Genomic DNA, 25,610 nt, shown 5'->3' with positions numbered 1-25,610 from the left:
GCAGCCCGGCAGAGGTGGCTGAGCTTGTCGAAGCCACCGGGCGACCGCGGCATCCCGGTCCCTTCGACGAGCTCAGGGACCTCACTTCGAGCTCAGGGACCTCGCCTCGCACGCGGAGGCCTCGCGGCGCGCAGGGGCCTCGCGCCGCACAGAGCGTGCTCGCGGCGCGGAGGCGGCGTCAGTCGCCGTGCGCGTCGCGCGGACGCCACAGCACGATGTCGGTCGCGCGCCGCACGCGCGCACCGTGACGCAGCGTCACGACCGAGCCGGTCGCTCCGGCGGCGAACACGCGCGCACCCGGGCGCGACTCGCGTTCGGCGATGAGCTGCCGCTCGAGGTCGCTCACGCGGCGCGACAGGTCATGCACCTGCTGCTCGAGCGTCAGCAGGCGCGCGATCGCGGGGAGGCTCATGCCCTCGCTCGACAGGCGCGCGACCTCGCGCAGCTGCTGCACGTGCCGGCTCGAGTACCGGCGCGACCCGCCCTGGGTCCGCGCGGGAACGACGAGGCCGAGCCGGTCGTACTGCCGCAGGGTCTGCGGGTGCATGTTCGACAGCTCGGCGGCGACGGCGATGGCGAAGATGGGGGAATCCTCATCGATCTCTCGGTCGGCCACGTCTTCTCCTCTCGCTCGTGCCGTTCGCCGGGGTCCCGGCATCCGTGATTCCGGATGCCGAGCCCCGGCGTGGTGGTGTTATCGCGCCTTGGCCATCAGGTCGGCGCGGGGATTCTCTTTCGGTTCGAGCTCGTGGAAACGCTCGAGGGCCTCGCGGGCGGCGTCGTCGAGGTGCGCGGGGACCGCGACCTGGACTTCGGCGAGCAGGTCGCCGGTGCCCTTGGAGGTCTGGATACCACGCCCCTTGACGCGCAGCACGCGCCCCGACGGAGTGCCCGGGGCCACACGAAGCCGCACCGGGTCGCCGCCGAGGGTGGGAACCTCGATGGTCGCGCCGAGAGCCGCCTCGGTGAAGGTCACGGGGACCGTCAGCCGCAGGTTGAGGCCGTCACGCGTGAACACCGGGTGCGGACGCACCGCGACCGTCACGACGATGTCGCCGCTCTCTCCCCCATCGGGCGAGGGGCGGCCGCGACCGCGCAGGCGGATCTTCTGCCCGTCCGAGACCCCGGCCGGGATCTTCACCTTGAAGGGCTTGTTGTCCTCACCCTGCAGGGTGATGGTCTCGCCCTTCGCCGCGGTGACGAAGTCGATCGTCGTGCGCGCCGTGACGTCGGCCCCGCGCTGAGGACCGCCGAAGCCGCGGTACCCGCCCGTCGTCTGACCGAAGCGTCCGGAGCCGAAGCCCCCTCCGCCCTGGTCGAACATCGAGAAGAAGTCCTCGAAGCCGGCGGGTCCACCCGCCGTCCCCCCGCGCTGCTGACCGAAACGGCTGAACACGTCGTCGAAACCGCCGCCGGCGCCCGTCCCCGGAGCCGAGAAGCGCGCCCCCGAGCCCATGGCCCGGATCTGGTCGTACTCCTCGCGCTGCTCGGGGTCGTTGAGCACCGAGTAGGCCTCGCTGATCTCCTTGAACTTGGCCTCCGCTTTCGCGTCGCCCGGGTTCGAGTCGGGGTGGTACTGGCGCGCCAGCTTGCGGTAGGTCTTCTTCAGATCGGCCGCGCTCACGCCCTTGTCGACACCGAGGACCTTGTAGAAGTCCTTGTCGAACCAGTCCTGACTCGCCATGTGTCCTCCTCTTAGGCCGGCACGGCGACGACGACCTTCGCCGGTCGCAGTTCGACCGAGCCGAGGCGGTAGCCGACCTCGACGACCTCGAGGATCGTCGTCTCGGTCGCACCCGGGGTCGGAGCCTGGAAGATCGCCTCGTGCTGCTGCGGGTCGAACACCTCGCCGACGGCGCCGTACGAGACCACACCGAGGCGCTCGGCCACGGCGCGCACCTTCTCGCCGATCGCGGCCAGCGGGCTGCCCTCGACGAGATCGCCGTGCTTGGCGGCGCGGTCGAGGTCGTCCATGACGGGCAGCAGGCCCTTCACGGCCTCGCCCTTGGCGCGCTCGATCTCGCGCTCGCGCTGCTCCTCGGTCCGCCGACGGTAGTTGGCGTACTCGGCCTGCAGGCGCTTGAGGTCGATCAGCAGGGAGGCCTCCTTGTCGGAGCCCGCCCCCTCTGCGGCGGCCTCGGGCGTCTGCTCGGCCCCGAGGATGTCGTCGATGGTCAGGCCCTCGGCGTCCGGTTCCGGCGTCTCGGACTGCTCGCCCGACGGCGCGGGGCCGGAGGTGTTCTCCTCCGGCCCCGTCTCGTCAGGACCGGCGCCCGAGCCCGTGGGCTGTTCGTCGTCCTTGTGTGCCATGTTCTCTGCTTACTTCTTCTCGTCGGGGTTCTCGTCGTCGACGACCTCGGCGTCGATGACGTCTTCCTCGGGGTTCGGCGTCTCGCCGTTGCCCGGCTGACCCACGTTCGGGTCGGCGGGCTCGCCGGCAGCCTGCGACGAGGCGTAGATGGCCTCGCCGAGCTTGCCCTGGCTGGCGTTCAGCTTGTCGAACGCGGTCTTGACCGCGTCGTCGTCGTCACCGGCGAGAGCCGTCTTGAGCGCGTCGACGTCGCCCTGCACCTCGGTCTTGACCTCGGCGGGGAGCTTGTCCTCGTTCTCCTTGATCAGCTTCTCGATCGAGTACGAGAGCGTCTCGGCCTGGTTGCGGGTCTCGGCGGACTCACGGCGCTTCTTGTCCTCCGCGGCGTTCTCCTCGGCCTCGCGCACCATGCGCTCGATGTCTTCCTTGGGCAGCGACGAGCCGCCCGTGATCGTCATCGACTGCTCCTTGCCGGTGCCCTTGTCCTTCGCGGACACGTGCACGATGCCGTTGGCGTCGATGTCGAAGGTGACCTCGACCTGCGGGATGCCACGGGGAGCCGGGGCGATACCGGTGAGCTCGAAGGTGCCCAGCGGCTTGTTGTCGCGGGTGAACTCGCGCTCGCCCTGGAAGACCTGGATCGCGACCGACGGCTGGTTGTCGTCGGCGGTGGTGAAGGTCTCGCTGCGCTTGGTCGGGATGGCCGTGTTGCGCTCGATGAGCTTGGTCATGATGCCGCCCTTGGTCTCGATACCGAGGCTCAGGGGGGTGACGTCGATGAGCAGCACGTCCTTGCGCTCACCCTTGAGGACACCGGCCTGCAGGGCTGCGCCCACGGCCACGACCTCGTCGGGGTTCACGCCCTTATTGGCGTCCTTACCGGTCTCCTTCTTGACGAGCTCGGCGACCGCGGGCATGCGGGTCGAGCCGCCGACGAGCACCACGTGGGCGATGTCGTCGACCTTGACGCCGGCCTCGCGGATGACGTCGGAGAAGGGCTTGCGGGTGCGGTCGAGGAGGTCCTTGGTGAGGTCCTCGAACTTGGCGCGCGTGATCGTCTCGCTCAGCGACACGGGGCCGGAGTCGGTCAGCGACAGGTAGGGCAGGTTGATGCTCGTCGACGTGGACGACGAGAGCTCCTTCTTGGCCTGCTCGGCCGCTTCCTTCAGACGCTGGAGGGCGATCTTGTCACCCGAGACGTCGACACCGGTGGTGTCCTTGAACTGCTTGATGAGGTACTCGACGAGACGCTGGTCCCAGTCGTCACCACCGAGGCGGTTGTCACCGGCGGTGGCGCGCACCTGGATGGTCGAGAAGTCGTCGTCCTTGCCCACCTCGAGCAGCGACACGTCGAACGTTCCGCCACCGAGGTCGAACACGAGGATGAGCTCGTCTTCCTTGCCCTTGTCGAGGCCGTACGCGAGGGCCGCGGCGGTGGGCTCGTTGATGATGCGCAGGACGTTGAGGCCCGCGATCTCACCGGCCTCCTTGGTGGCCTGACGCTCGGCGTCGTTGAAGTACGCGGGCACCGTGATGACGGCATCCGTCACGCTGTCGCCCAGGTACTCCTCGGCGTCGCGCTTGAGCTTCTGCAGGATGCGGGCCGAGATCTCCTGCGGCGTCCACTTCTTGCCGTCGACATCGAAGGTCCAGGTCGTGCCCATGTGGCGCTTGACGCTCGAGATGGTGCGGTCGACGTTGGTCACGGCCTGGCGCTTGGCGGTCTCGCCGACGAGCACCTCGCCGTCCTTCGTGAACGCGACGACCGAGGGGGTCGTGCGGAAACCCTCGGCGTTGGCGATGACCTTGGGCTCGCCACCCTCGAGGACGCTCACGACGGAGTTGGTCGTACCGAGGTCGATTCCCACTGCACGTGGCATATGTGTCTCCTTGCTTGTGAGCCCGGCCGGTGCCGAGCTCGTGGTTCTGATGAAGTCTTCTCGCGGGTTGAGCCGCGATGACTCAAGGTTATCGCAGCCCTCTCCGGGCGTCAAGGAGACTTGATATGAATTGGCTCAACTTCGGCGCGCAACTTGCGCATTCAGATGTCCCACTATGTGCAGCCGCAGGGCCTCCGAACTGCACAAAGTGGGACACGCCCAACAGCCACGACCCCGCCTCACCCTCAGATGTCCCACTATGTGCGGCCGCAGGGCCTTCGAACTGCACAAAGTGGGACACGCCCTCAGCGGTCAGGTCATTGCCGGCGCACGACACCGACGCCCCCGCGCCCAGAAGGGCAGCGGGGGCGTCGAACGGATGCCGCAGACCCGGCGCGGCGGCCGGTCGGAGGCTCAGTCGCGGTCGCGATCCCGACGCTGGGGCCGGTCGCTGCGCTTCGCGGAGCGTCCGCCCTGGTCGAGCCGCAGGTCGATCAGCTGGCCCGAGATGCGGGTGTCGGCGAGGCGGTTGATCGTGTCGCGCGAGAGGTCGGCGGGGAGCTCGACGAGCGAGAAGTCCTGGCGGATCTGGATCGCCCCGAAGTCGTTGCGGCGCAGGCCCCCCTCGTTCGCGAGAGCGCCGACGATCTGGCGCGGCTCGACTCGCTGGCGACGGCCCACGGCGATGCGGTACGTCGCGAAGCGTCCGCCGCTGCTGCGCCGGTCGCCGCCCTCGCGCGGCTCGCGGGCCGGGCGGTCCGCGCGGTCGCGATCGAATCGCGGCTGCTGGATCGTCTCCTCCTCGAGCAGCAACGGCGTATCGCCCTGCGCCACGACGGCGAGGGCCGCGGCCACGTCGGCCTCGGGAACGTCGTGGTGCGCGACGTAGTGCGCGACGACGTCGCGGAAGGTCGCGATCGCCGCCGTGTCTTCGAGGGCCGCGGTGATCGCGTCGTCGAAGCGGGTCAGGCGCGTGGCGTTGACGTCGTCGACGCTCGGCAGCGACATCTCGGTCAGCGGCTGGCGCGTGGCCTTCTCGATCGCGGTGAGCATGCGGCGCTCGCGCGGGGTGACGAAGCTGATCGCGTCTCCGGTGCGGCCCGCGCGGCCCGTGCGGCCGATGCGGTGCACGTACGACTCGGTGTCGATCGGCAGGTCGTAGTTGACGACGTGGCTGATGCGCTCGACGTCGAGGCCTCGGGCGGCGACGTCGGTGGCGACGAGGATGTCGAGCTTGCCGCTCTTCAGCTGGTTGACCGTGCGCTCGCGCTGCACCTGGGCGATGTCGCCGTTGATCGCGGCGGCGGTGTAGCCACGGGCGCGCAGCTTCTCGGCGACCGTCTCGGTCTCGTTCTTCGTGCGGGTGAAGACGATCATGCCCTCGAAGTTCTCGACTTCGAGGATGCGCGTGAGCGCGTCGATCTTCTGCTGGTACGACACCACGAGGTAGCGCTGCGTGATGTTCGCCGAGGTCGTGGTCTTGGTCTTGACCGTGATCTCTTCGGGGTCGTTGAGGTACTGCGCCGAGATGCGTCGGATCTGCGCCGGCATCGTCGCGGAGAAGAGCGCGACCTGCTTGGTCGAGGGGGTGTCGGCGAGGATCGTCTCGACGTCTTCGGCGAAGCCCATCTTGAGCATCTCGTCGGCCTCGTCGAGCACGAGGAACTTCAGCTCGCTCAGGTCGAGCGTGCCCTTGTCGAGGTGGTCCATGATGCGACCGGGGGTGCCGACGATCACGTCGACGCCGCGGCGCAGCGCCGACAGCTGCTGGCCGTAGCCCTGACCGCCGTAGACGGGCAGCACCGAGACGCCCTTGATGTGCGCGGCGTACTTCTCGAACGCCTCGCATACCTGCAGCGCGAGCTCGCGGGTCGGAGCGAGGACGAGCGCCTGCGGGTTCTTGTGCCCCGTCTCCATCTGCGACAGCACCGGCAGCGCGAAGGCCGCGGTCTTGCCGGTGCCCGTCTGGGCGAGACCGACGACGTCGCGCCCCTGCAGCAGCACGGGGATCGTGGCGGCCTGGATGGCGGACGGGGTCTCGTACCCGACGTCTTTCAGGGCCTTGAGCACGGCGGCATCCAGTCCCAGATCGGCGAAGGTGAGCTTCTCGGGGGTGGTCTCAGCCTCAGCGGAGTCGACGGGGATTTCGGATGCCATGACTCCACGGTAGTCCGCTCCGCTGTCCCGCGCGGGCCTGAGGATAACCTGAACGCGCGCGCCGACGCCGGCGCGGCTGTCTCCCGGCGCACCGGGCGTTCACCGAAGGACCCTAGCGTGACCGACATGCCTTCCCCCGGGACCGCCTCGCCGAACGTCTCGACCCGCCGCCCGGTCATCGCCTGGGCCCTCTGGGACTGGGGTTCGGCCGCCTTCAACGCGGTCGTGACGACGTTCGTGTTCAGCACCTACCTCGCGAGCGAGCTCTTCGTCGACCCGGCGATCGTGGCCGCCGCGAACGGCAACGACGACGACCCCGCGCTCGTGCACGCCCTCGCCGAGAACGCGAGCGTCGTCGGTCTGGCGCTGATGTTCGCCGGCATCGTCGTCGCGCTCGTGGCCCCCGTGCTCGGACAACGCTCCGACGGCACCGGCCGCCGCAAGCTGTGGCTCGGCGTGAACACGGGCCTCGTCGTGCTGGCGATGGCCGCCATGGTGTTCGTCGAGGGCACGCCCGCGTATCTCATCCTCGGCGCGACGCTCATCGCCGTCGGGAACGTCTTCTTCGAGTTCGCCAGCGTCAACTACTACGCGATGCTCACGCAGGTCTCGACGCGCGAGAACATCGGCCGCGTCTCGGGCTTCGGCTGGGGCATGGGGTACGTGGGCGGAATCGTGCTGCTCATCCTGCTCCTCGTGCTGTTCATCCAGAGCTTCGGGAATCCGGATGCCGGTGGCCTCCTCGCCGTGTCGAAAGACGGCGGCCTGAACATCCGGCTCGCGATCTTGGCATCCGCCCTCTGGTACGCCGTGTTCGCGATCCCGGTGCTTCTGCGCGTGCCCGAGATCCCGGCGCAGCGACGCGAGGTGCGGGTGGGATTCTTCCGCTCGTACGTCGTGCTGTGGAACACGCTGCGGTCGCTCTGGCGCGACAGTCGGCAGGTGCTGCTCTTTCTCGTCGCGAGCGCGGTGTTCCGCGACGGCCTGACGGGCGTGTTCACGTTCGGCGCGATCATCGCGGCGCAGGTGTTCGGCTTCAGCTCGACCGAGGTGCTTTACTTCGCCGTCGCGGCGAACGTCGTGGCGGGGGTGAGCACGTTCGCGGCGGGACGCCTCGACGACCGCTTCGGACCGAAACGCGTGATCACCGCCTCGCTGATCTGCCTGATCGTGCTCGGCGCGGCGATGCTCTTCATCGGAACGTCGCAGACCGGGTTCTGGATCGTGGGCCTCGGCCTGTGCGCCTTCGTCGGTCCGGTGCAGTCGGCGAGCCGGTCGTTCCTCGCGCGCGTCGCACCGGAGGGCCGTGAGGGCGAGATCTTCGGCCTCTACGCGACCACCGGACGCGCGGTGTCGTTCCTCGCCCCCGGCCTGTTCGCCCTGTTCGTCGGGCTGACGGGCGACACGCGCCTCGGCATCCTGGGGATCGTGCTGATCCTCGCCGTCGGCTTGGTGCTGCTGCTCCCGGTGAAGGCGAAGCCGGCCACGATCGTCTGAGCCGCCGCGCGGTTTATGCGCGGCGCGGTGCGGAACGGCGCGTTGCGGTCGGGCGCCGCGCGGCGCGGAGCGTGCGAAACTCCTGACTTTCCCGCACCGCCGTCGGGGATGTCCGTGTGATCTCGCGGCAGACGTCAGTGCCGCCCGCGATTCTTCAGGAGTTTCGCCCGCGCCGCGCGGACGACTCCGGATGCCGCGGACTCAGTCGCGCGGCCAGGCCTCGGCGAACTTGGCCAGCAAACGGGCGAGGTCGGCGCGCTCGGCGTCGGTGAACGACTCGAGCGCGGAGCGCACGGCATCCCGTCGCCTTCCGCGGAAGCTCGAGATGAGCTTCTCGCCCTCGGGGGTGAGGCGCACGCGGGTGCGGCGGGCGTCGTCGGGGTCGGGCTCGCGCGCGACCAGCCCCATCTGCGTCGCCTGCTGCACGAGGCGCGAAGCGCGCGGCTGATCCACACCCACCGCTTCGGCGATCTCGCTGACGGATAGAGCATCGGATGCCGCGACCAGGGCGTCCAGCAGGCGCAGGCGCGCGGGTCCGCCGAAGCGTCCGTGCGCGGGATCCGCCCACGGCGGCGCCCCTCGACCCCACGGTCCGCCGTGTCCGTGCGGGTGGTGATGCTCGTCCGGACCGAACGGGGGGCGCGGGCGTCGCCCGCGCAGCTTCGCGAGAGCGGCGGCGATGTCGTCGGCGGGATCGGAGGTCACGAGGGAATTTTACATGTCGCTTGACAAGCATTCGGAATACATGTCACAGTACATTCGTTGTCACATGACATACATCGACGGATATCCCGTCGCACGAAAGGACACCCCATGAACACCTCTTCTTCTCTTGATGCCCGCAGCCTCGCCCACCGCCTGAACGCGGTCGGCCATGCACTGCACCACCGCCTGTTCGAGCAGCTCCGCGCGAGCGACCTCGACCCGCGGACCATCGCGATCCTCAGCGTCATCGACGGTCGCCTCGACGCCCCGTGGGTGAGCGACCGCATCTCCCGCGGCGGCAAGCGCGTCGCCGCTCTCGCCGAGCGTGGCTGGATCGCCCGGACCGACGACGCCTGGACGCTGACCGACGAGGGTCGCGCGATCCTCGACCGGGTGGACGCCGACCGCGCGTCGATCCTCGCCGACCTGCCCGCCGACGCGCTGGCCCAGCTCAGCGCCTCGCTCGATGCCGTCGCGGACGCCCTCGGGGTGGATGCCACGGACGCCGGGCCCCGCGGATTCCGCGGCGGACGCGGCTTCGGCCCCGGCTTCGGGCCTGCGTTCGGTCCCGGCGCCGGCCGGGGCTTCGGCCGCGGTTTCGGCCCCGGATTCCGCGGGCACGGCGACCACGCCGGGTTCGAGCGCGGCGAGCGCACCGGGTCGGAGCGTGCAGAGCACGGTGAGCACGGCCACGGTCGACTCCGCCACCACGACGGGTTCGCGCGCGGCGAGCACGGCTTCGGCCGACACGGCCACGGCGCGCACCACGACGGCGAGCACCGTCACGGCGGCTCGCACCGCGCTCACCGCGCGGCGCAGCGTGCCTTCGAGCGCGGCTTCGACGCCGGGTTCGTCCGCGGCCGCGAGGCTTCGGCATCCGGTGAGCCCTCGGCATCCGAATGATCAGCGATAAACGCTCTCCGCGACCGGAAACACGTGCACATCGTGTTTCTGTGCGTGGATCGCGTTTATGGCGCGGCACGCGCCGCGCAGCGAACAGCCCCACCGAGCTCGACTCGATGGGGCTGTTCGCGTGTTGCTCAGCGTCCGGCGGAACCCGCGTCGGTCGCGCCGACGTCGGTGCGGTGGAAGTTCAGCGCCGAGCGCGAAGCGGTCGGGCCGCGCTGCCCCTGATAGCGGTTGCCGTAGGGGCCGGAACCGTAGGGGCTCTCGGCGGGCGAGGTCAGGCGGAAATAGCAGACCTGCCCGATCTTCATGCCGGGCCAGAGCTTGATCGGCAGGGTCGCGACGTTCGAGAGCTCGAGGGTGACGTGACCCGAGAAACCCGGGTCGATGAACCCGGCGGTCGAGTGCGTGAGCAGGCCGAGACGCCCGAGCGACGACTTGCCCTCGAGACGCGCCGCGACGTCGTCGGGCAGCGAGACCCGCTCGAACGTCGAGCCGAGCGCGAACTCGCCCGGGTGCAGGATGAACGGCTCGTCGGGGTCGACCTCGATCAGACGGGTCAGCTCGGGCTGGTCTTCGGCCGGGTCGATGAAGGGGTACTTGTGGTTGTCGAACAGCCGGAAGTACCGATCGAGCCGCACGTCGACGCTCGACGGCTGCACCATGGCGGGGTCGAAGGGGTCGAGCCCCAGGCGTCCGGAGGCGAGTTCGGCTCGGATGTCGCGATCGGAGAGCAGCACGAGGCCAGCCTAGAGCGCGGGGTCCGGCCGTGTCGCCGGGTGACGTGCCCGCTGCGCCGACACCGCGTCTGCTGGGCGCGGTCTTGCAGATCGCCTGCGGCTTCGGCAAGGGACGCCATCTCCCGCCGCCGCCGGCGCGCGACGCAGACGCTGTTATGCTGGCCGGGTTGCCGCAAGGCATCCGGGGCTGTAGTTCAATGGCAGAACTTCTGCTTCCCAAGCAGACAGCGCGGGTTCGATTCCCGTCAGCCCCTCAAAAGGCCCGACTCACCGCCACAGGCGGTGTGGCGGGCCTTTCGCGTGGGTGCCGTAGGAACCGATCCCGCGGCGGGTGGGCCCCTGCCGCCCGAGGCTCCGCGCGTCGCGAAGCGGCGCGTGGAGGGGCGGTAGGGACGATTCCCGTCAGCCCCTCAAAGCCCTCACGGGCGGCCGCAGGCCGTTCGGGAGGGCTTTCGTGTTGCCGTGAATCGAAGCCTTGGGTGGGCCCACGCCGCCGGAGGCTCCGCGCGTCGCGAAGCGGCGCGTGGAGGGGCGGTGGGGACGATTCCCGTCAGCCCCTCCAAAGGTCCGACATTCCGGCGCAGCCGGGGTGGCGGACCTTTCGCGTGGGTGCCGTAGGAACCGATCCCGCGGCGGGTGGGCCCCTGCCGCCCGAGGCTCCGCGCGGCGCGAAGCGGCGCGTGGAGGGGCGGTAGGGACGATTCCCGTCAGCCCCTCAAAGCCCTCACGGGCGGCCGCAGGCCGTTCGGGAGGGCTTTCGTGTTGTCGCGAATCGAAGCCTTGGGCCGCCTCGAACATCTCCGCGGCACCCTCAGCTTGCTCGGTCATGAGAGGGGAGGCCGGAGGCTACCCCTCCAAATACTCGTACGCAAACGTTCGTCCCCCGTCTGGGGGACATCTCGTGCATGCCCGATGGATATTCCCTGGACGCTTCCTGAGCTCACTAGATGTTCTCCCTGGAGAGGTGAAGCGTCGAAGCCGTGAGAAACACGAACCATGGAAAGCGAGGAAGCTCACATGCGTAATACGGTCATCACACCGACCAAGCGGAAGCTGGGGTGGTCAGCAGCTGCGGCGGCCGTCGCCGCTCTCACTCTGTCGACGCTGGCAGCGGCCCCGGCCACAGCCTCGGACACTGAACCTGCACCCGCATCGGTCGTCGCGGACACCACCGCCCCGACCATCACGACGGAGCAGGTTCGCGAGGCCCACGCCGCGTTCCAGGAGGCGGGCATCCCGTTCGACGTCAGGATCGACGACGCGGGACGAACGGTCAACGTCTACCACTTCGCCGAAGGCGACTTCGGTCTCGTCGTCCCGCCGGCACCGGGCACCATCTCTCCGTATCTTGCGGTCGGTAGCGACGGCGAGGGCACGTACATCTCCTTCAACAACGCAGACCAGCGCGCGATCAAGAACGGTACGGCCTACGGCCTCGTGGCCGCCATCGGGCTGCTCAGCCCGCCGATGGGGATCGTGGCGGGTTTCGCGGTGACCATCGCCAACGAGTACGTCGCGGGCAACGGGTTCTGCCCCGGTAATGACGAACTGTGGGTGTACTTCACCGACGGGCCTACCGGACCGGCGTACAGCCAGGTAATCTGCCGACCTGTCTCGCACCCCGGAGGGGGATAAACCATGACCCGCACGCATCGCAACCGGCTGCTTCTCGTCGCGACTCTCGTCCTCGTCGGCATCGGTTTCGCCGTGAGCCCCACGTTCGCGAACGAGGGGCTGTGGGCGGGGATCGGGCTGTTCTTGCTGTCCGCCCTCGCGCCCGCCGCGGTCCTCGGCGTCGTCGCCTACGTCTGGTCCGCCAACGACCGCGAGGCGGCGAAGCTCACCGGCAGGACACCCGGGCAGCACTGACGCGATGATTCGGCCCCGCCCGCACCGGGCGGGGCCGTTTCGCGTTCAAACGATTCTCGAGCGACTTGAGCGCCCGCCAAAGGTGATCGCGGGTACATCGTGCCCCGCCGCGGCGTGATGTCGGACCCCCGCACTACCCTCCTCACACACCCCGCACGAGGAGGCGCCCGTGGCCGACCCACCCGAACTCACCGTCACCGACGCCGCGCACTGGCGTGCGTGGCTCGACGCGAACGAGAGCGCGAGCGACGGCGTCTGGCTCGTGCTGGCGAAGAAGGGTACGACCGAGCCCACCTCACTCACCTACGCCGAGGCCCTCGACGAGGCGCTCTGCAGCGGATGGATCGACGGGCGCAAGCAGTCCCGGGATGCCGCGACCTTCCGCCAGCACTTCACTCCGCGCCGCGCGCGATCGATGTGGTCCACGCGCAACGTCGACATCGTGGCGCGCCTGATCGAGGAGGGGCGCATGCGCCCGCGCGGCGCCGACGAGATCGCCCGCGCCCAGGCCGACGGGCGGTGGGACCGCGCGTACGCGGGGTCCGCCACGATCGAGGTCCCGCCCGACCTGCGGGCAGCTCTGGATGCCGTTCCCGAAGCGGCTCGTGCTTTCGAAACGTTGAACAAGAGCGAGAGGTACTCCGTGCTGCACCCGGTGGTCACCGCGACGAGCGACGCCCTGCGGGCGAAGCGGATCGCCGCGCACGTCGCCCGGCTCGCGGCATCCGTCGATCCGACGAGCTGAGGTCATCGACGCACCGCCCGATACGTGGGGCTCGCGGCCCCCGCACCGAACCGCGTCGCACAGAAGCCGCCCGCGAAGGCGGCGCGCAGATGATCAGGAGCGCGACACCGGCTCGGGCGGGTGAGCTCGAACCCGCGACCGGCTCAGCCCCCACACGCCCGCCGCCGCGAGCATCAGGAGAGCCAGGATGCCGATCACGTGCGCCGCGAGCGAGACCGGGCCGCGCTCGGGCAGGAGGAATCCGTAGGGCACCCAGCCGTCCGTCTGCCCGCGCACGAGCACGACAGCGAGCCAGAGGCACGGGTACGGGAGCACCCACCAGAGCGCTCTCCAGCGCAGGCGCGGACGATCGAGGGCCGAGGCGAAGTCGACCACGACGAACACCGGGAACACGATGTGGAGGATGACGCTGACCCACGGCGGAGCCGATCCCGTTCCGGGCACGAGCGTGTTATAGACGATCGCCACGACGACGAGGCAGGCGGTCCCGACGCCCCAGGCAATGGCGAGAGCCTCGGGAATCCCGCGACCGGCGAGCTGGCGGAGGGCCACCGCGATCAGCACGAGAGCGGTCAGACTGCTCGTCTGATTCGTGAAGTATCCGAAGAAGTCGAAGGGATTGCCGTCGCCGACGGCGAAGCGCAGTCCGTACGCGATCAGCACGACGATGAGCGCGATGGCCGCGGCGACGAGCCGCGTGATCGCACGAGCACGGCGCGAGGTCACCCCGCGACCCTAGCGCGCGACGGCGCGTGACGCGCGGAGGTCCAGGGACGAGCGGAGGATGAATCGCCCCACGGGATCCTCCGGCGCACCCCCGTCCTCCGCCCGTCACACGGATGCCCGCGGCGACCGGGGCGTCCCCCGGTCTACCTGCGCGTCCACGGCACCCCCGGACGCGAGACCGTCCGCGACCGCTGCGACCGCGCCTCACCCCGTCGACCCCCGCACGATCAGCCGCGTCGGCAGCTCGATCGTCGTCGGCTCCCCCGCCGGCGGCTGCACGAGCAGTTCCACCGCGGCCGCGGCCATCTCGCGGATCGGCTGACGCACCGTGGTCAGCGCCGGGCGGAGCCAGCGCGCGCCGCGGACGTCGTCGAAGCCCACGACGAGCACGTCGTCCGGGATACGGAGCCCCAGATCGGCCGCCGCCGCGTACACGCCGGCAGCCATCTCGTCCGAACACGCGAAGACACCGACGGAGCCGTCACCGGGCAGTTCTGTCAGGGCGGCGCGGACCACACGCCGGGCGCCGCTGGCGCTCCACCCGGTCGCGACGCGGCGCAGCACGGCATCCGGAACGATCTCCGCGAGCGCCGCGCCGAAGCCCTCGACGCGCGCCCGACCCCACCGGTACGAGGGAGCGCCGTCGACCACGACGAAGCGACGCGCGCCACGGTCGATCAGGTGCCGCGCGGCGTCCGCGCCGCCCGCGCGGTCGGTCGTGCGGACGTTCGGGAGCGGAACGCGCGACTCCGACGAGGGCTCGAACAGCACGAGCGGGATCGCCGCGGCCTCGAGCAGCGCGAACTGGCGGGCCGTCGGGACGTTCAGGCCCAGCACGACCCCGCCCGAGCCACGCGCGGCGATGCGCGCGGGCCAGTCATCGGCGGGGTCGTCCCGCTCGGCGGTCAGGACGAGGTCGTACCCGAGACGCGTCGCGGCCTCGCGCGCGCCGACGACCACCTCTTCGCTGTACGGACCGTCGTACCGCCCCATCACGAGGTCGATGAGCCGAGCGGTCCCCGCGCGCGGACGCCCCTGTCCGCCTCCGCCGTATCCGAGCGCGGCAGCCGCGTCCCGCACACGGGCACGCGTGGTCGGCGAGATCTCGCCGCGCTCGCGCAGCACCCGCGACGCCGTCGCGATACTCACGCCCGCGGCGTCCGCGACCTGGGCGAGCGTGGGGCGGGACACGGTCCCAGTGTGCCGGATGCCGCGGAGTTTTGCGCAAAGCTTCGCATCCCGCCGCGAGCGCCGTGGGAGGGTGGCATCCATCCACGACGAGGAGGACGCATGAGCCATCGACGAGCGCTGGTCGTGCGCGGAGGGTGGGACGGCCACCACCCGGTCGAGGCGACCGAGCTGTTCCTGCCGTTCCTGCGCGACAACGGCTTCGACGTCCGCGTCAGCGAGTCGAACGAGGTGTACGCCGACGCCGACGAGATGGCCGCGACCGACCTCGTGCTGCAGTGCGTCACGATGTCGGAGATCTCTCGCGAGGCTCTCGCCGGGCTGCGCACCGCCGTCGCGAACGGCGCGGGACTGGCCGGATGGCACGGGGGCATCGCCGACTCGTACCGCGCGTCGTCGGACTATCTGCAGCTCGTCGGCGGGCAGTTCGCCACCCATCCGGGTCGGCATCCCGACGAGCGACCCGGCACCGAGGAAGACAACTACCTCGCGTACCGCGTCGAGCTCACCGACCTCGGCCGCACGCACGAGATCACCGCGGGCCTCGACGACTTCGACCTCGACACCGAGCAGTACTGGGTGCTGACCGACGATCTGAACGACGTCCTCGCCACGACCACGCACCCCGTGCAGCCGTATCACCCGTGGCATCGCCCGATCGTGTCGCCGGCCGTCTGGACCCGCGAATGGGGCGCGGGGCGCGTCTTCGTCGCCACTCCGGGTCACACCCCCGACATCCTGCGGGAGCCGTCGGCGCGCACCATCATCGAAAGGGGACTGCTGTGGGCCAGCCGCACGGTATCGGAATAGTCGGCCTCGGCGTCATCTCGGCGCAGTACCTCGCCACCCTCGGCGACCACCCCGACGTACGGATCGTCGCGACCGCCGACCTCGACCACGCGCGCGCCGAGGAGGTGGCGAACGGGATCGACGGATGCCGAGCCCTCAGCGTCGACGACCTCGTCGCCGACCCGGCGGTGCAGACCGTCCTGAACCTCACCGTTCCCGCCGCGCACGCCGAGATCGCCTCGAAAGCTCTCGCCGCCGGCAAGGACGTCTTCGGGGAGAAGCCGCTCGCGGCGACCCTCGCGGACGCGCAGCGCGTCGTCGCGGCGCGCGGACGTGCGTGGCTCGGCTGCGCCCCCGACACGGTGCTCGGCACGGGCGTGCAGACCGCGCGCGCCGCTCTCGAGGCCGGTGCCATCGGGCGACCGGTGGCGGCGACGGCGACCTGGGTGTCCGCGGGCCATGAGGCGTGGCATCCGCACCCCGATTTCTACTACCGCGAGGGCGGCGGGCCGCTCCTCGACATGGGACCGTACTACCTCACGACACTGTTCCATCTGCTCGGACCCATCGCCCGGGTGTCGGGAGCCTCGTCGCGACCGCGGGACACGCGGACCATCGCGAGCGGCCCGCGGGCGGGCGAGGTCATCCCGGTCGAGGTCGACACCCATGTGACGGGGGTCCTCGAGCACGTGGGCGGCGCGGCGTCGACCGTGACCTTCAGCTTCGACGCGCCGGTCAGCGATGCGGCCCCGATCGAGGTCTACGGCGAGACGGGCACTCTGTCGGTGCCGGACCCCAACCTCTTCGACGGCGAGGTGCGCGTGCGCGCCGGCCGCCACGACGAGTGGCACGCCGTGACCGAGCGGGCCGGATACGAGCACGCGGGCCGCGGGATCGGCATCCTGGATCGGGTCCGGACGGGCTCGGATCGCACCGATGCCGGCATCGCGCTGCACGTGCTCGAGGTGATGACGGCCCTGCAGGAATCTGCCCGCACCGGCACGCGCGTCGAGATCGAGACGCGGCCGGCGCCGCCGACCGTCGTTCCGTTCACGGATGAGGAGCGGTGGCGCGCGGGGTGACTCAGCGCGGGTTCGCGCTGCGCGCGCGGAACCACACCGTCAGCTCGCGCAGCGCGCGCGCCGTGACCGTGTCGTCGTCGGAGTCGAGGTCGTCGAAGGAGTCGCGGAAGCCCTCGGGCGCCGCCTTCTGCGGAACGTTCAGGGTCTCGTACCCCATCGTCCAGTCGGCGAAGCGTCGCTCGTCGATCTCCTCGTCGACGAGGATCCGCATGTCGCGGTGCCGCGGGTCGCGGCGGATCCGGTCGATGAGCTCTCGCACGAGGGACTCGGGGCCCTCGAGTACCTGGAGGAACCTGTTGCCCCGGAACAGCAGCATGCCCGACAGGTCGCGCGCGAGGTTCGCGGCCCGGCTCGACGACAGCAGGTCGGCCAGCTCTTTCGCACCGAAGGCCGACACCGCGGCGCTGGAGTACGTCACCGATCGCAGGGGCTCTGCCATCACCGCACGACCGATCCGGGGAGTCCGCGGTCCGTCCGCACCTGGTGCAAGACGATCTCTTCATCCCGTGGGGCGGACATGCGCGTCTCGACCGGTGCCGAGGTGATCGCCGCCATCCCCGCGACGAGGGTCGGGAAGCGGCCGACCAGGCGGGAACGGCCGTCGTACGCCAGGTAACTGCCGTCGGCTTCGCGGTCGAGGTATCCCAGAAAGGCACCGTTGCGGCTGCCCACGTGAAAGCCCTCTTCGACTCGGGCCCAGACCACACCGGCCCCGGGACGATCCGTGTACGTCATCTCCGCGCTCCTCTGCCCACGGCGAATCCGCAGGCTCCGACCGTATCGGCTCGCGTGCCGGGAACCTGCTCCTTGACAGCGGCGCCCGAAACCGTCCGATCTCAGACGAGCAACGCGCGGATCTGTTCGGCATCGTCAGTACCGGATGCCTCGACGATGCGACCGTGCGACAGGCGGTAGATCGCGAACGCGGCGATGTTCACGCGGCGGCGCGTGGCCGAGAGGTGCCGGTATGTGCCCGTGTGCGTCCCGGAACCCCGCACGTGTACCGCGAGACGGTCGTCCTCGACGATCAGCTGAATCCGCCTCCACTGCCAGTCGGGGAAGGCGTGCAGCAGTTCGGCGTAGTCGGCGATCCAGGCCTCGGCCCCGGCCGGGAGGTGGGCGCGACGCATACCGGGGTCGAGAAAGCCCCGGACCGCCTCGAGATCACGGCGGTTCTGGGCGTCGAGGAAGTCGGCGAACCAGTCACGCGTCTCCCCGGCCTCCACCGTTCCATTATCCGGCGGGGCTGCTCGGCGGGCGTGCCGTCGACGCCGGGGCGTGCTGTCGGCGCCGGGCCATTAGGCGGAGTTCGTTCCCGACACGCCGCCCTACGGCATCCGGCCGCGGCGAGTCGCCCCCGCACTCCGCACGACGGCACACCCGCCCCCACCCGACCACCCGAGCCGTCAGGCGAATCACGCTCGACGACAGGCCGATGACTCCGCGAGGCACCCCGATCCCCCACCCACCCCGAGTCCCCGCTCTGGTCGCGTACCCGGCGGGCGTCACGCCCGCCGTTCGCCGGACCGGATGCCACGACCCACCGCCGCGAGTACCACAACGTCTCGGCGTGCGCCGCCCCCTCGGCCGCTCGACACCGCGGTGGAAACGTGGGGGCATGGCATCCCCCCTCGCCCTGCTTCGTGACGACTCGCTCTCGCTCCTGGTCCGCGGCTACGGCTTCGGCGCGCACCTGTGGCGCCGGGCCGACCGCGGGGCGCGGGCCGTTCCGTTCCGGCTGCTCGGCCGCGAGGCGCTGTTCGTCCGCGGCGAAGAGGGCGTGCGGCTCTTCTACGACGAGTCGCTGACCCGCCGCCACGGCGCGATGCCGGCCTTCATCCAGGAGTCTCTCTTCGGCCACGGCTCGGTGCACAGCCTCGACGGCGAGGAGCATCGCCACCGCAAGGCCACGTTCGTCGACGTGCTCTACGACGACGACGAGGTGCAGCGGCTCCTCCCCGAGCTCGAGAGGCAGTGGCAGGGCGAGCTCGACGCCTGGGTCGCCGGCGGCGAGCGCTCGGCGTACGACGCCGCGGTGGGAGCCCTGGGCCGCTCGATCATGCGGTGGGCCGGCATTCCGGGCACCGCGGCGGCACAGACGCGGTGGGCGAGGCGGCAGGCGCAGATCGTCCACGGGTTCGGCGTGCCGTACTCGCCCGAGTTTGCGCTCGCCCTGATCAACCGCCGATGGTCGGACCGCCACGCCGGCGAGCTGATCGACGCCGTGCGGGCCGGAACCCTCGACCCCGCCGAGGGCACGGCGCTGCACGCGTGGGCGTGGCACCGCGACCGCTCCGGCGGACTGCTGCCTGCGAAACGTGCGGGCATCGAGCTGCAGAACAGCTTCCGCCCGATGATCGCGGTCTCGCGCTTCGTCGCCTTCGCCGCGAAGGAGCTGCACGACCGTCCCGAGTGGCGCGAGCGCATCGCGGCCGAGACCGCCGAGCGCGGGTCGCTCGTCGGCGGCGAGCTCGCCACGTCGTTCGCGCAGGAGATCCGCCGGACCGCCCCCTTCGTGCCGATGCTTCCCGCGTGGGCCGTGACCGACGTCGAACTCGACGGCGAGCGGGTTTCCGCCGGTGGCCGGGTCGTGCTCGACATCCTCGGCACCGACACCGACGCCCGCGAGTGGGAGCGACCGTCCGCGTTCGACCCGGAGCGTTTCGCCGGCGTCGACGACTACGAAGCGCTGCACGCCTTCGTCCCGCACGGCGGCGGCGAGGTGCCGACCGGTCACCGCTGCCCGGGCGAGAAGCTCGCGATCGCCGGGCTCGCGGCATCCATCGCCGTCCTCAGCGACCCGCGCCTGCGGATCTCGGGCCACGGCCTCGAGGTGAACCGGCGCCGGATGCCGACCAAGCCGCGCTCCGGCGGGCGCGTGCGCCGCGCGGACGCGCCGTCGGGTTGCCCGTTCCACCGGGGCTGACCCGTCACGAGAACAGGCTCCGTCACGAGAACAGGGCGATCAGCGGCGAGACGGCCTGTCCCGGTGGCATCCCCTGTCCTCGTGACACGGATGCCGCGGGCTCAGCGCGCGGAACGCACCCACCGCCGCCACTCGGGCTGGGGCGCATACCCGCGAGCCGCCCACGCGGACGCGCCCAGGTCGTTGCCCTCGAGCACCATCGCGTCGAAGCGTCCGGCGCCGAGCGTGCGAAGACGGGCCTCGGCCGCATCGAGGAGGACTCGGGCGAGGCCCTGACGGCGGTAATCGGGGTGCACGGCGAGGCGATAGAGGTGGGCGCGCCACCCGTCCCAGCCCGCGATGACGGTGCCGATGATCCGGCCCTCCGACCTGACGACGAGCACCGCGTCGGGATCCCGACGCAGGAGCGCCTCGACCACGGGAGCCGAGTCGCTCGGCCGTGCGTCGTTCTCGCCCGCGATCGCCCAGAACGCCAGCAGCGCGTCGACATCGGCGGGGGTCGCGGTCTCGACGGCGGGCGGCACGGGGTGATCCGTCATGGTCCACGACCATAGCGGCGTCGCCGTGCACCTTGTCGCGCCCACCTCGAATCGGCTGCAACAGCCACCAGCGAGCCCGCGCCCGCCGGAGTGCCCCGCAGCTCGGTGGGATGGCCGCGGGCGGAGGGCAGCTCGTGAACTCCCCGCAGAAATGACACCCGTGTAGTTTCGAAGCTTCCCTCGGTTCCTGAGTTTTCCACAGAAGGTTTGCACACCACGGGCGGGGTTTCGCACACCTCTCCACAGAGTTATCCACATGTGTAGAGCGATGCATTCGTAGGCGAGTGCGCCCCCAGGGATGCTTCAGAGGCCGTCGTCGCGCGCGCGAACTTCGGTCGGCGGGCCGGGAGAGCCGCACGGCCCCACTGCCGTGCCCATCGTCGCGGGCGTACGTCACGGATGCCGCCGCCCGGCCGCCATCCTCGCGCCCTCATCCGGGATTGCGCCCGATGGAGTCCCAGAACGTGCAGCGGGGACGTGCTCCGATCGCACACAGTGGGACATGGGCCAGCCGGCCGCAGCGCCTCACCTCACGCCCGCTCCTCGAACACCTCCGACGCGATACGGAACGCCGTGTTCGCCGCCGGCACGCCGGAGTAGATCGCGGACTGCAGGATGACCTCGCGGATCTCGTCGATCGTGAGGCCGTTGCGGAGCGCTGCGCGCAGGTGCATCGCGAGCTCCTCGTGGTGGCCGTGCGCGATGAGCGACGACAGCACGGCGACCGAGCGCGAGCGGCGGTCGAGGCCCGGCCGCGACCAGATGTCGCCCCAGGCCACGCGCGTGATGAAGTCCTGCCAGTCGGCGGTGAGGTCGGTCGTGGCCGCGGTGGCACGGTCGACGTGCGCGTCGGACAGCACCGCGCGGCGCACGGTCATCCCCTGGTCGTAGCGTTCCTGGTCGGTGGCCATCAGAAGCCCTCCCCCGAGGTCGACGCGAAGAACGAGCGCAAAAGCGCGGCAACAGCCTCGGGCTGCTCGGCGGGCGGCAGATGTCCGGCATCGTCGATCCGGGCCGTGCGGCCGTCCTTCACACCCTCGGCGATCTCGGCGGCCTTGGTCTCGGGCGCGATAGCGTCAGCCGCACCCCACGCTGCGAGGACGGGCACGGTGATCTCGCCGAGAGAGGAACGCACGTCGTACCCGGCGAGCGCCTCGCAGCAGCGGGCGTAGCTGTCGTCGTCGGCATCCTGCAGCGCGTGCAGCAGGCGCCCGGTCAGCTCGGGGCGTCGTTCGATCGAGCCGGGAGCGAACCAGCGCTGGGCGGAGGCGCTGATGAGGCTCGAGGTGCTTTGCGCTCGCACCTGTGCAGCGCGGTCGTGCCACGCCTCGGGGTCGCTGAGCTGCGCTCCGGATGCCACGATCGCGGCGGCACGCACCCGGTCACCGTGCCGTCGCGCCAGCTCCAGTCCGGTCGCCGCTCCGAGGGAGACACCGGCGTAGAAGAACGTGTCGTCAGGGACGGCAGCCGCCACGGCATCCGCGAGGTCGCCGACGGTGAAGGCCTCATGGGTGATCGGCCCCGCGCCATGACCCGGCAGGTCCCAGCCGACGACGCGGTACTCGTCGACCAAGAGCGGAACGACGTCGTCCCAGACGATCGTCGATGTGCCCAGCGACGGCCCCAGCACGACGACCGGCGCGCCCTCCGGCCCGACCGGCGCCGTCAGCGAAATCAGCGAAACTGCACTCATTGCTCTCCCTCGTCTCGATGTGCGGCCGATCCCGTGCGGTCTCGGCGACGTGTTTCGGCCTCGGCCCCCGCGGCGAACCACGGCGCCAGGCCCACGTACGCGCGCGGGTCCAGCAGCTCGTCGACGTCGAGACCCGCGGCCTCGGGCATCGCCCGCAGGGCATCGCCGAGGTCGGCGTCTCCCGCGAGCAGCTCCGCGAAGCGATCGGTCCCGATGAGCGGCACGAGAACGCCACGCAGACGCTCGCTCACGAGGCGCCCCCCGGTCAGGTCGGCGTTGCTCTGCGCCGCCGCGGCATCGACCCGCAGGTGCGCGAGCATCGAGGCCGCATGCCGCGTCGTGCCGAGCGCGAGCCGCAGCAGCTCGCGCAGGGTCGGCCACTCGGCGTGCCACGCGCCGTCGGGGCGTTCGTCGACGGCGAGGGATGCCGCGAGGTGCAGCGTCGCGCCGAGCTGCGGCGCGCGCAGGGCGGCGGAGCGGATGAGCACCGCCTCGGCGGGGTTCTGCTTCTGCGGCATCGCCGACGACCCGCCGCCCACGCCCTCCGACACCTCGCCGATCTCGGTGCGGCTGAGCGTCGCCACATCGCCCGCGACCTTGCCGAGGGCGTCGATGGCCTGCACGAGCGCATCGCCCAGCTCGGTGATCGGCCAGCGCGTCACGTGCCACGGCGCGTCGGGGACGTCGAGATCGAGTGCCCGCGCGAAGGCGGCGGGGAGCCCCGCGGCGATGTCCTTCGAGCCGGTGATCTCGACGAACGATGCGAGCGTGCCGCCCGCTCCGCCGAGTTGCGCGGGGTACTCCAGGGTCTCGAGCCGACGCGACGCCCGCTCGATGCCGCGCGCCCAGGTCGCGGCGCGAGCGCCCACGGTGGTGGGGACGGCGTGCTGGGTGAGGGTGCGTGCGGCCGAGACGTCGTCGACGTGAGCGACGGCGAGGTGGCGCGCCCATTCGCCCGCGATCCGCAGCGACGAGCGCACCTGGTCCATCGCCCGCCGCGCGACGATCATGAGGGCCGTGTCGAGGATGTCCTGGCTGGTCGCCCCGCGGTGGATCCACGCCCGATGCTCGGCCGGCACCTGCGCCTTCAGCATGCCCACGAGCGGGATCACGGGGTTGCCCCCGCTCACCGACTCCGCGATGAGACGGTCGACGTCGAGACCCGCGGCCGGTTTGCCGTATTTCTCGTCGATGCCGAACGCGTGGTCGATGTCGCGACGGGCCTCGCGCGGGGCGACGCCCACCTCCTCGTACGCGGCGACGAGAGCGCATTCCGCGCGCACGAGCGCACTCAGCACGAACGAGTCCGACACCAACGTGTCGTGCCCCACGGTCACGGGCGACAGCAGCCCGAGATCGATGGGCACGGGGGGATCAGAAGGCAAGGAAGACCGTCTCCTTCTCGCCCTGCAACCGGATGTCGTGGTGGAGGTTCCCGTCGGGCGTTCGCGTCGCCACGAGGCTAGCGCGCTCGCCCGCGTCAAGCGAAGACAGCAGCGGGTCCGCGGCGAGCGCCGCGTCGTCGCCGGGGACGTAGATGCGCGTGTGGAGCTTGTCGGGCAGACCCCGCGCGAACACGATCGCCGCGTAGAAGCCGGGACGGCCCTGGATGCCACCGGGCTCGCGCGTCCAGAACTCGAAGTGCCCCTCGTCGTTCGTGAACGCGCGCCCGAAACCGGTGAACGTGTGGTCGTCGCGGCGGAACGCGCCGCGCGCCCGCGGCACCGAGCCGTCGGCATCCGCCCCGAAGATCTCGACCAGCGCGTCGGGGACAGGCGCTCCCGCCCCGTCGAACACGGTGCCGCCCAGCACGATCGCCCCCGGCGAGTGCGGGAACACGACCTCGTGCTGCTTCGGGTACTCGAGGCCGTACGCGAAGAACGGGCCCACGGTCTGGCCGGGGGTGGCGCGGTGGGTCTTGGCGGGGGTGCTCATCACTCGTCGCCCTCCTGCTCGTCCTCCGACAGGCTCAGGAACCGAGCCGTTCGTCGATGTCGTCGTCATGTCACTCGTCCTCTGGCTCGAAGTACGTCTGGTCGGGGCCGTCGACGACGATGTCGAACCGGTAGCCCGTCGCCCACTCGGGCGAGGTGAGGTCGTGGTCGTAGACGCCGACGAGGGCGTCGCGGTCCTTCTGCCGGTGGATGGTGTTGTAGATCGGGTCGAGCGCGAAGAGCGGGTCTCCCGGGAAGTACATCTGCGTCACGAGGCGCTGCGTGAACGACGAGCCGAACACCGAGAAGTGGATGTGCGCGGGGCGCCAGGCGTTGCGGTGGTTCTTCCACGGGTAGGGGCCGGGCTTGATCGTCGTGAAGCGGTACTCGCCGTTCTCGTTCGTGATCGCACGGCCCGCCCCGGTGAAGTTGGGGTCGAGGGGGGCGGGGTGCTGATCGCGCTGGTGGATGTAGCGACCCGCCGAGTTGGCCTGCCAGATCTCGATGAGCTGGTTCGCGATCGGTCGCCCCCACGAGTCGAGCAGACGCCCTTGCACGCTCATGCGTTCGCCGAGCGGCTCACCGGCGTGCTGCAGGGTGAGGTCGGACTCGATCGCGGCGACGTCGCGCTGTCCGAACGCGGGCGAGAACAGCTCGATCGTCTCGGGATCGACGAGCTTCGGGTTCTTGGTGGGGTGCCGCAGCACGCTCGAGCGGTAGGCGGGGAAGTCGTGGGCGGTCGCGGCGACCCGCTCTCCTGCCGCCTCGAGCGCATCGAGCTCGGCGTGACGGGTGCGCATCTCGGCGACGATCTGGTCCTGCGTGGCCTGGTCGGGAGCGGCGAGCAGCGTTTCGGGCGCCGCGGCGGGGGTGTGCGTCATGGGGTCTCCTTCGACCAGACCATCGTCCGTCACCGACCTGCGGGACGGCGACCTGTTCCCGCTCAATGGGAATCGTGGCATCCTGAGCTCATGGCGAACTCCCCCTCGGGCGACTCGGTCACCGACCGGCTGGTGCGGATCCTCGAGACCTTCACGCCCACCCGCACCGCGCAGACGACCGCCGACATCGGCCGACGTGCGGGGTTGCCGAGCTCGTCGGCGCACCGGATCGTGAACGAGCTGGTGGATGCCGGCCTCCTCGAGCGCGACGATGAGCGACGTGTACGCGTGGGGATGCGCCTGTGGGAATTGGCGACGCGGTCATCGCACGCGCTCCGGTTGCGCCAGGCGGCGCTGCCCTACATGGAGCGCGTGCAGCAACGCGTGCGCGAGCACACGCAGCTCGCGATCCTCGAGCACGACGAGGCGCTGTTCCTCGAGCGCCTGAGCGCTCCCGACTCGGGCGCCAACATCACACGCGTCGCGGGGCGACTTCCCGTGCACGCCTCGTCGTCCGGCCTCGTGCTGCTGGCCTTCGCCCCGCGCGACCTCCAGGAGCGGGTGCTCGCCGGCCCTCTCCCCCGCGTCACCCCCGAGACGATCGTCGACCCGGCGGCGCTCCGGCGCACGCTCGCCGAGATCCGCACACTGGGCCGCGTGATCGCCCCCGGGTACGTCGATGAGGTGTCCACCGGCGTCGCCGTGCCCGTGCGCGACGAGACCGGAGCCGTCATCGCCGCTCTCTCCGTCGTGCTCCCGCGCGACGCCGAGACGCAGTTCGCCCTGGTCGAGCTGCACCGTGCCTCCCGCGACATCGAGCGCACGCTGGGTTATCGCCGCTGAGGAGGTCCGACGCGAACGAGGCACGTCCATCTGCATGATCGCTGGGGCGGGTGGTGTCCAAAGTGACGCGTGCGGCACTCCCGACCCCGACCGGTCCTACAAATGAACCACTGAGACCCACATCCCGTTCAACGAGAGTCGCGCCGTCGCACGACGACCGCGAGGCCACCATCGACACAGCCACCGTCGAAGGAGACGC

Annotated in this window: 27 protein-coding genes and 1 tRNA gene; 10 read left to right on the top strand and 18 right to left on the bottom strand. The window is 70.8% G+C overall.

The genetic code is table 11. The features are described from left to right. Positions 1-178: 178 nt before the first annotated feature. The 5 genes from QE388_RS07140 to QE388_RS07120 form a co-directional block, all read right to left on the bottom strand. Entirely contained in the window at positions 179-616 is a 438-nt protein-coding gene (locus QE388_RS07140; RefSeq protein ID WP_307384325.1) for a heat shock protein transcriptional repressor HspR, read from the bottom strand. 78 nt (positions 617-694) lie between these two features. Beyond that, positions 695-1,684 (bottom strand): DnaJ C-terminal domain-containing protein, encoded by a 990-nt coding sequence (locus QE388_RS07135; protein WP_307384322.1) that lies wholly within the window; start codon positions 1,682-1,684, stop codon positions 695-697. Between the two features lie 11 nt (positions 1,685-1,695). Then, a complete protein-coding gene (locus QE388_RS07130; RefSeq protein WP_307384319.1) occupies positions 1,696-2,310 on the bottom strand; it encodes a nucleotide exchange factor GrpE in 615 nt (204 codons plus the stop codon). A 9-nt stretch (positions 2,311-2,319) separates the two neighbouring features. Beyond that, entirely contained in the window at positions 2,320-4,191 is a 1,872-nt protein-coding gene (gene dnaK / locus QE388_RS07125; protein ID WP_058597008.1) for a molecular chaperone DnaK, read from the bottom strand. Positions 4,192-4,605: 414 nt separating this feature from the next. Then, positions 4,606-6,348, bottom strand: coding sequence for a DEAD/DEAH box helicase (locus QE388_RS07120; protein ID WP_275800794.1), 1,743 nt, complete (start codon positions 6,346-6,348; stop codon positions 4,606-4,608). Positions 6,349-6,474: 126 nt separating this feature from the next. Here QE388_RS07120 and QE388_RS07115 point away from each other — a divergent pair, with 126 nt between their 5' ends. Continuing rightward, on the top strand, positions 6,475-7,845 hold the full coding sequence (locus QE388_RS07115; protein ID WP_307384313.1) for an MFS transporter: 1,371 nt from the start codon (positions 6,475-6,477) through the stop codon (positions 7,843-7,845). Positions 7,846-8,046: 201 nt separating this feature from the next. Here the strand turns inward: QE388_RS07115 and QE388_RS07110 are convergent, their stop codons facing one another. After that, positions 8,047-8,550 carry a MarR family winged helix-turn-helix transcriptional regulator gene (locus QE388_RS07110; protein ID WP_307384310.1) on the bottom strand — a complete coding sequence of 168 codons (504 nt, stop codon included), beginning with the start codon at positions 8,548-8,550 and terminating at the stop codon, positions 8,047-8,049. A 108-nt stretch (positions 8,551-8,658) separates the two neighbouring features. Between QE388_RS07110 and QE388_RS07105 the strand changes: the two genes are divergently transcribed. Further along, positions 8,659-9,453 (top strand): MarR family winged helix-turn-helix transcriptional regulator, encoded by a 795-nt coding sequence (locus QE388_RS07105; protein ID WP_307384307.1) that lies wholly within the window; start codon positions 8,659-8,661, stop codon positions 9,451-9,453. A gap of 137 nt (positions 9,454-9,590) precedes the next feature. On the opposite strand, the gene dcd is transcribed toward QE388_RS07105, so the two are convergent. After that, positions 9,591-10,196, bottom strand: a complete 606-nt coding sequence (dcd, locus tag QE388_RS07100) for a dCTP deaminase (protein ID WP_058597005.1) — start codon at positions 10,194-10,196, stop codon at positions 9,591-9,593. 183 nt (positions 10,197-10,379) lie between these two features. Here dcd and QE388_RS07095 point away from each other — a divergent pair. From QE388_RS07095 to QE388_RS07080, 4 genes are all read left to right on the top strand, one after another. After that, positions 10,380-10,450: transfer RNA gene (locus tag QE388_RS07095), tRNA-Gly, on the top strand. Between the two features lie 763 nt (positions 10,451-11,213). Continuing rightward, complete coding sequence (locus QE388_RS07090) at positions 11,214-11,831, top strand: hypothetical protein (RefSeq protein WP_307384303.1); 618 nt, start codon at positions 11,214-11,216, stop codon at positions 11,829-11,831. A gap of 3 nt (positions 11,832-11,834) precedes the next feature. Further along, positions 11,835-12,065 carry a hypothetical protein gene (locus QE388_RS07085; RefSeq protein ID WP_275801685.1) on the top strand — a complete coding sequence of 77 codons (231 nt, stop codon included), beginning with the start codon at positions 11,835-11,837 and terminating at the stop codon, positions 12,063-12,065. Positions 12,066-12,234: 169 nt separating this feature from the next. After that, a complete protein-coding gene (locus QE388_RS07080; RefSeq protein ID WP_307384298.1) occupies positions 12,235-12,810 on the top strand; it encodes a YdeI family protein in 576 nt (191 codons plus the stop codon). Between the two features lie 93 nt (positions 12,811-12,903). On the opposite strand, the gene QE388_RS07075 is transcribed toward QE388_RS07080, so the two are convergent. Together QE388_RS07075 and QE388_RS07070 are read right to left on the bottom strand one after the other, a co-directional pair. Further along, positions 12,904-13,536, bottom strand: coding sequence for a Pr6Pr family membrane protein (locus QE388_RS07075; protein ID WP_307384295.1), 633 nt, complete (start codon positions 13,534-13,536; stop codon positions 12,904-12,906). Between the two features lie 204 nt (positions 13,537-13,740). Continuing rightward, positions 13,741-14,727, bottom strand: coding sequence for a substrate-binding domain-containing protein (locus QE388_RS07070; protein ID WP_307384293.1), 987 nt, complete (start codon positions 14,725-14,727; stop codon positions 13,741-13,743). 99 nt (positions 14,728-14,826) lie between these two features. On the opposite strand from QE388_RS07070, the gene QE388_RS07065 reads away from it, so the two are divergent. Next, positions 14,827-15,534 (top strand): ThuA domain-containing protein, encoded by a 708-nt coding sequence (locus tag QE388_RS07065; protein WP_307384291.1) that lies wholly within the window; start codon positions 14,827-14,829, stop codon positions 15,532-15,534. Further along, positions 15,507-16,595, top strand: a complete 1,089-nt coding sequence (locus QE388_RS07060) for a Gfo/Idh/MocA family protein (RefSeq protein ID WP_307384288.1) — start codon at positions 15,507-15,509, stop codon at positions 16,593-16,595. The genes QE388_RS07065 and QE388_RS07060 overlap by 28 nt, the downstream gene beginning before the upstream one ends. Before the next feature lies 1 nt (position 16,596). On the opposite strand, the gene QE388_RS07055 is transcribed toward QE388_RS07060, so the two are convergent. The 3 genes from QE388_RS07055 to QE388_RS07045 all read right to left on the bottom strand — a co-directional run bounded on the left by QE388_RS07055 (position 16,597) and on the right by QE388_RS07045 (position 17,821). Continuing rightward, positions 16,597-17,034 (bottom strand): BLUF domain-containing protein, encoded by a 438-nt coding sequence (locus QE388_RS07055; protein WP_275801679.1) that lies wholly within the window; start codon positions 17,032-17,034, stop codon positions 16,597-16,599. Further along, the gene (locus QE388_RS07050; protein WP_275801678.1) at positions 17,034-17,330 is read right to left on the bottom strand and encodes a hypothetical protein; all 297 of its coding nucleotides are present in this window, start codon (positions 17,328-17,330) and stop codon (positions 17,034-17,036) included. Before QE388_RS07050 ends, QE388_RS07055 begins: the two co-directional genes overlap by 1 nt. Before the next feature lie 101 nt (positions 17,331-17,431). Further along, entirely contained in the window at positions 17,432-17,821 is a 390-nt protein-coding gene (locus QE388_RS07045; protein WP_275801677.1) for an ester cyclase, read from the bottom strand. 392 nt (positions 17,822-18,213) lie between these two features. Between QE388_RS07045 and QE388_RS07040 the strand changes: the two genes are divergently transcribed. After that, positions 18,214-19,521, top strand: coding sequence for a cytochrome P450 (locus tag QE388_RS07040; protein ID WP_307384282.1), 1,308 nt, complete (start codon positions 18,214-18,216; stop codon positions 19,519-19,521). Positions 19,522-19,622: 101 nt separating this feature from the next. Here the strand turns inward: QE388_RS07040 and QE388_RS07035 are convergent, their stop codons facing one another. The 6 genes from QE388_RS07035 to pcaH all read right to left on the bottom strand — a co-directional run bounded on the left by QE388_RS07035 (position 19,623) and on the right by pcaH (position 24,568). Then, positions 19,623-20,060: a GNAT family N-acetyltransferase gene (locus QE388_RS07035; RefSeq protein ID WP_307384279.1), complete on the bottom strand. Its 438-nt coding sequence runs from the start codon at positions 20,058-20,060 to the stop codon at positions 19,623-19,625. A 530-nt stretch (positions 20,061-20,590) separates the two neighbouring features. Continuing rightward, positions 20,591-20,971 carry a 4-carboxymuconolactone decarboxylase gene (pcaC, locus tag QE388_RS07030; RefSeq protein WP_275801673.1) on the bottom strand — a complete coding sequence of 127 codons (381 nt, stop codon included), beginning with the start codon at positions 20,969-20,971 and terminating at the stop codon, positions 20,591-20,593. Further along, positions 20,971-21,753, bottom strand: coding sequence for an alpha/beta fold hydrolase (locus QE388_RS07025; RefSeq protein WP_275801672.1), 783 nt, complete (start codon positions 21,751-21,753; stop codon positions 20,971-20,973). Before QE388_RS07025 ends, pcaC begins: the two co-directional genes overlap by 1 nt. After that, positions 21,750-23,120: a lyase family protein gene (locus tag QE388_RS07020; RefSeq protein ID WP_307384276.1), complete on the bottom strand. Its 1,371-nt coding sequence runs from the start codon at positions 23,118-23,120 to the stop codon at positions 21,750-21,752. Before QE388_RS07020 ends, QE388_RS07025 begins: the two co-directional genes overlap by 4 nt. 7 nt (positions 23,121-23,127) lie before the next feature. Beyond that, a complete protein-coding gene (pcaG, locus tag QE388_RS07015) occupies positions 23,128-23,688 on the bottom strand; it encodes a protocatechuate 3,4-dioxygenase subunit alpha (protein ID WP_275801670.1) in 561 nt (186 codons plus the stop codon). Between the two features lie 70 nt (positions 23,689-23,758). Further along, positions 23,759-24,568 carry a protocatechuate 3,4-dioxygenase subunit beta gene (gene pcaH, locus QE388_RS07010; protein ID WP_307384274.1) on the bottom strand — a complete coding sequence of 270 codons (810 nt, stop codon included), beginning with the start codon at positions 24,566-24,568 and terminating at the stop codon, positions 23,759-23,761. 90 nt (positions 24,569-24,658) lie between these two features. Here pcaH and QE388_RS07005 point away from each other — a divergent pair, with 90 nt between their 5' ends. After that, the gene (locus QE388_RS07005; protein ID WP_275801668.1) at positions 24,659-25,411 is read left to right on the top strand and encodes an IclR family transcriptional regulator; all 753 of its coding nucleotides are present in this window, start codon (positions 24,659-24,661) and stop codon (positions 25,409-25,411) included. Positions 25,412-25,610 lie beyond the last annotated feature (199 nt).

Source organism: Microbacterium sp. SORGH_AS_0969 (assembly GCF_030818255.1).
Lineage (GTDB): Bacteria > Actinomycetota > Actinomycetes > Actinomycetales > Microbacteriaceae > Microbacterium.
The sequence above is the reverse complement of the archived record's forward strand: the minus strand, read 5'-3'. Positions and strand labels throughout refer to the sequence as shown.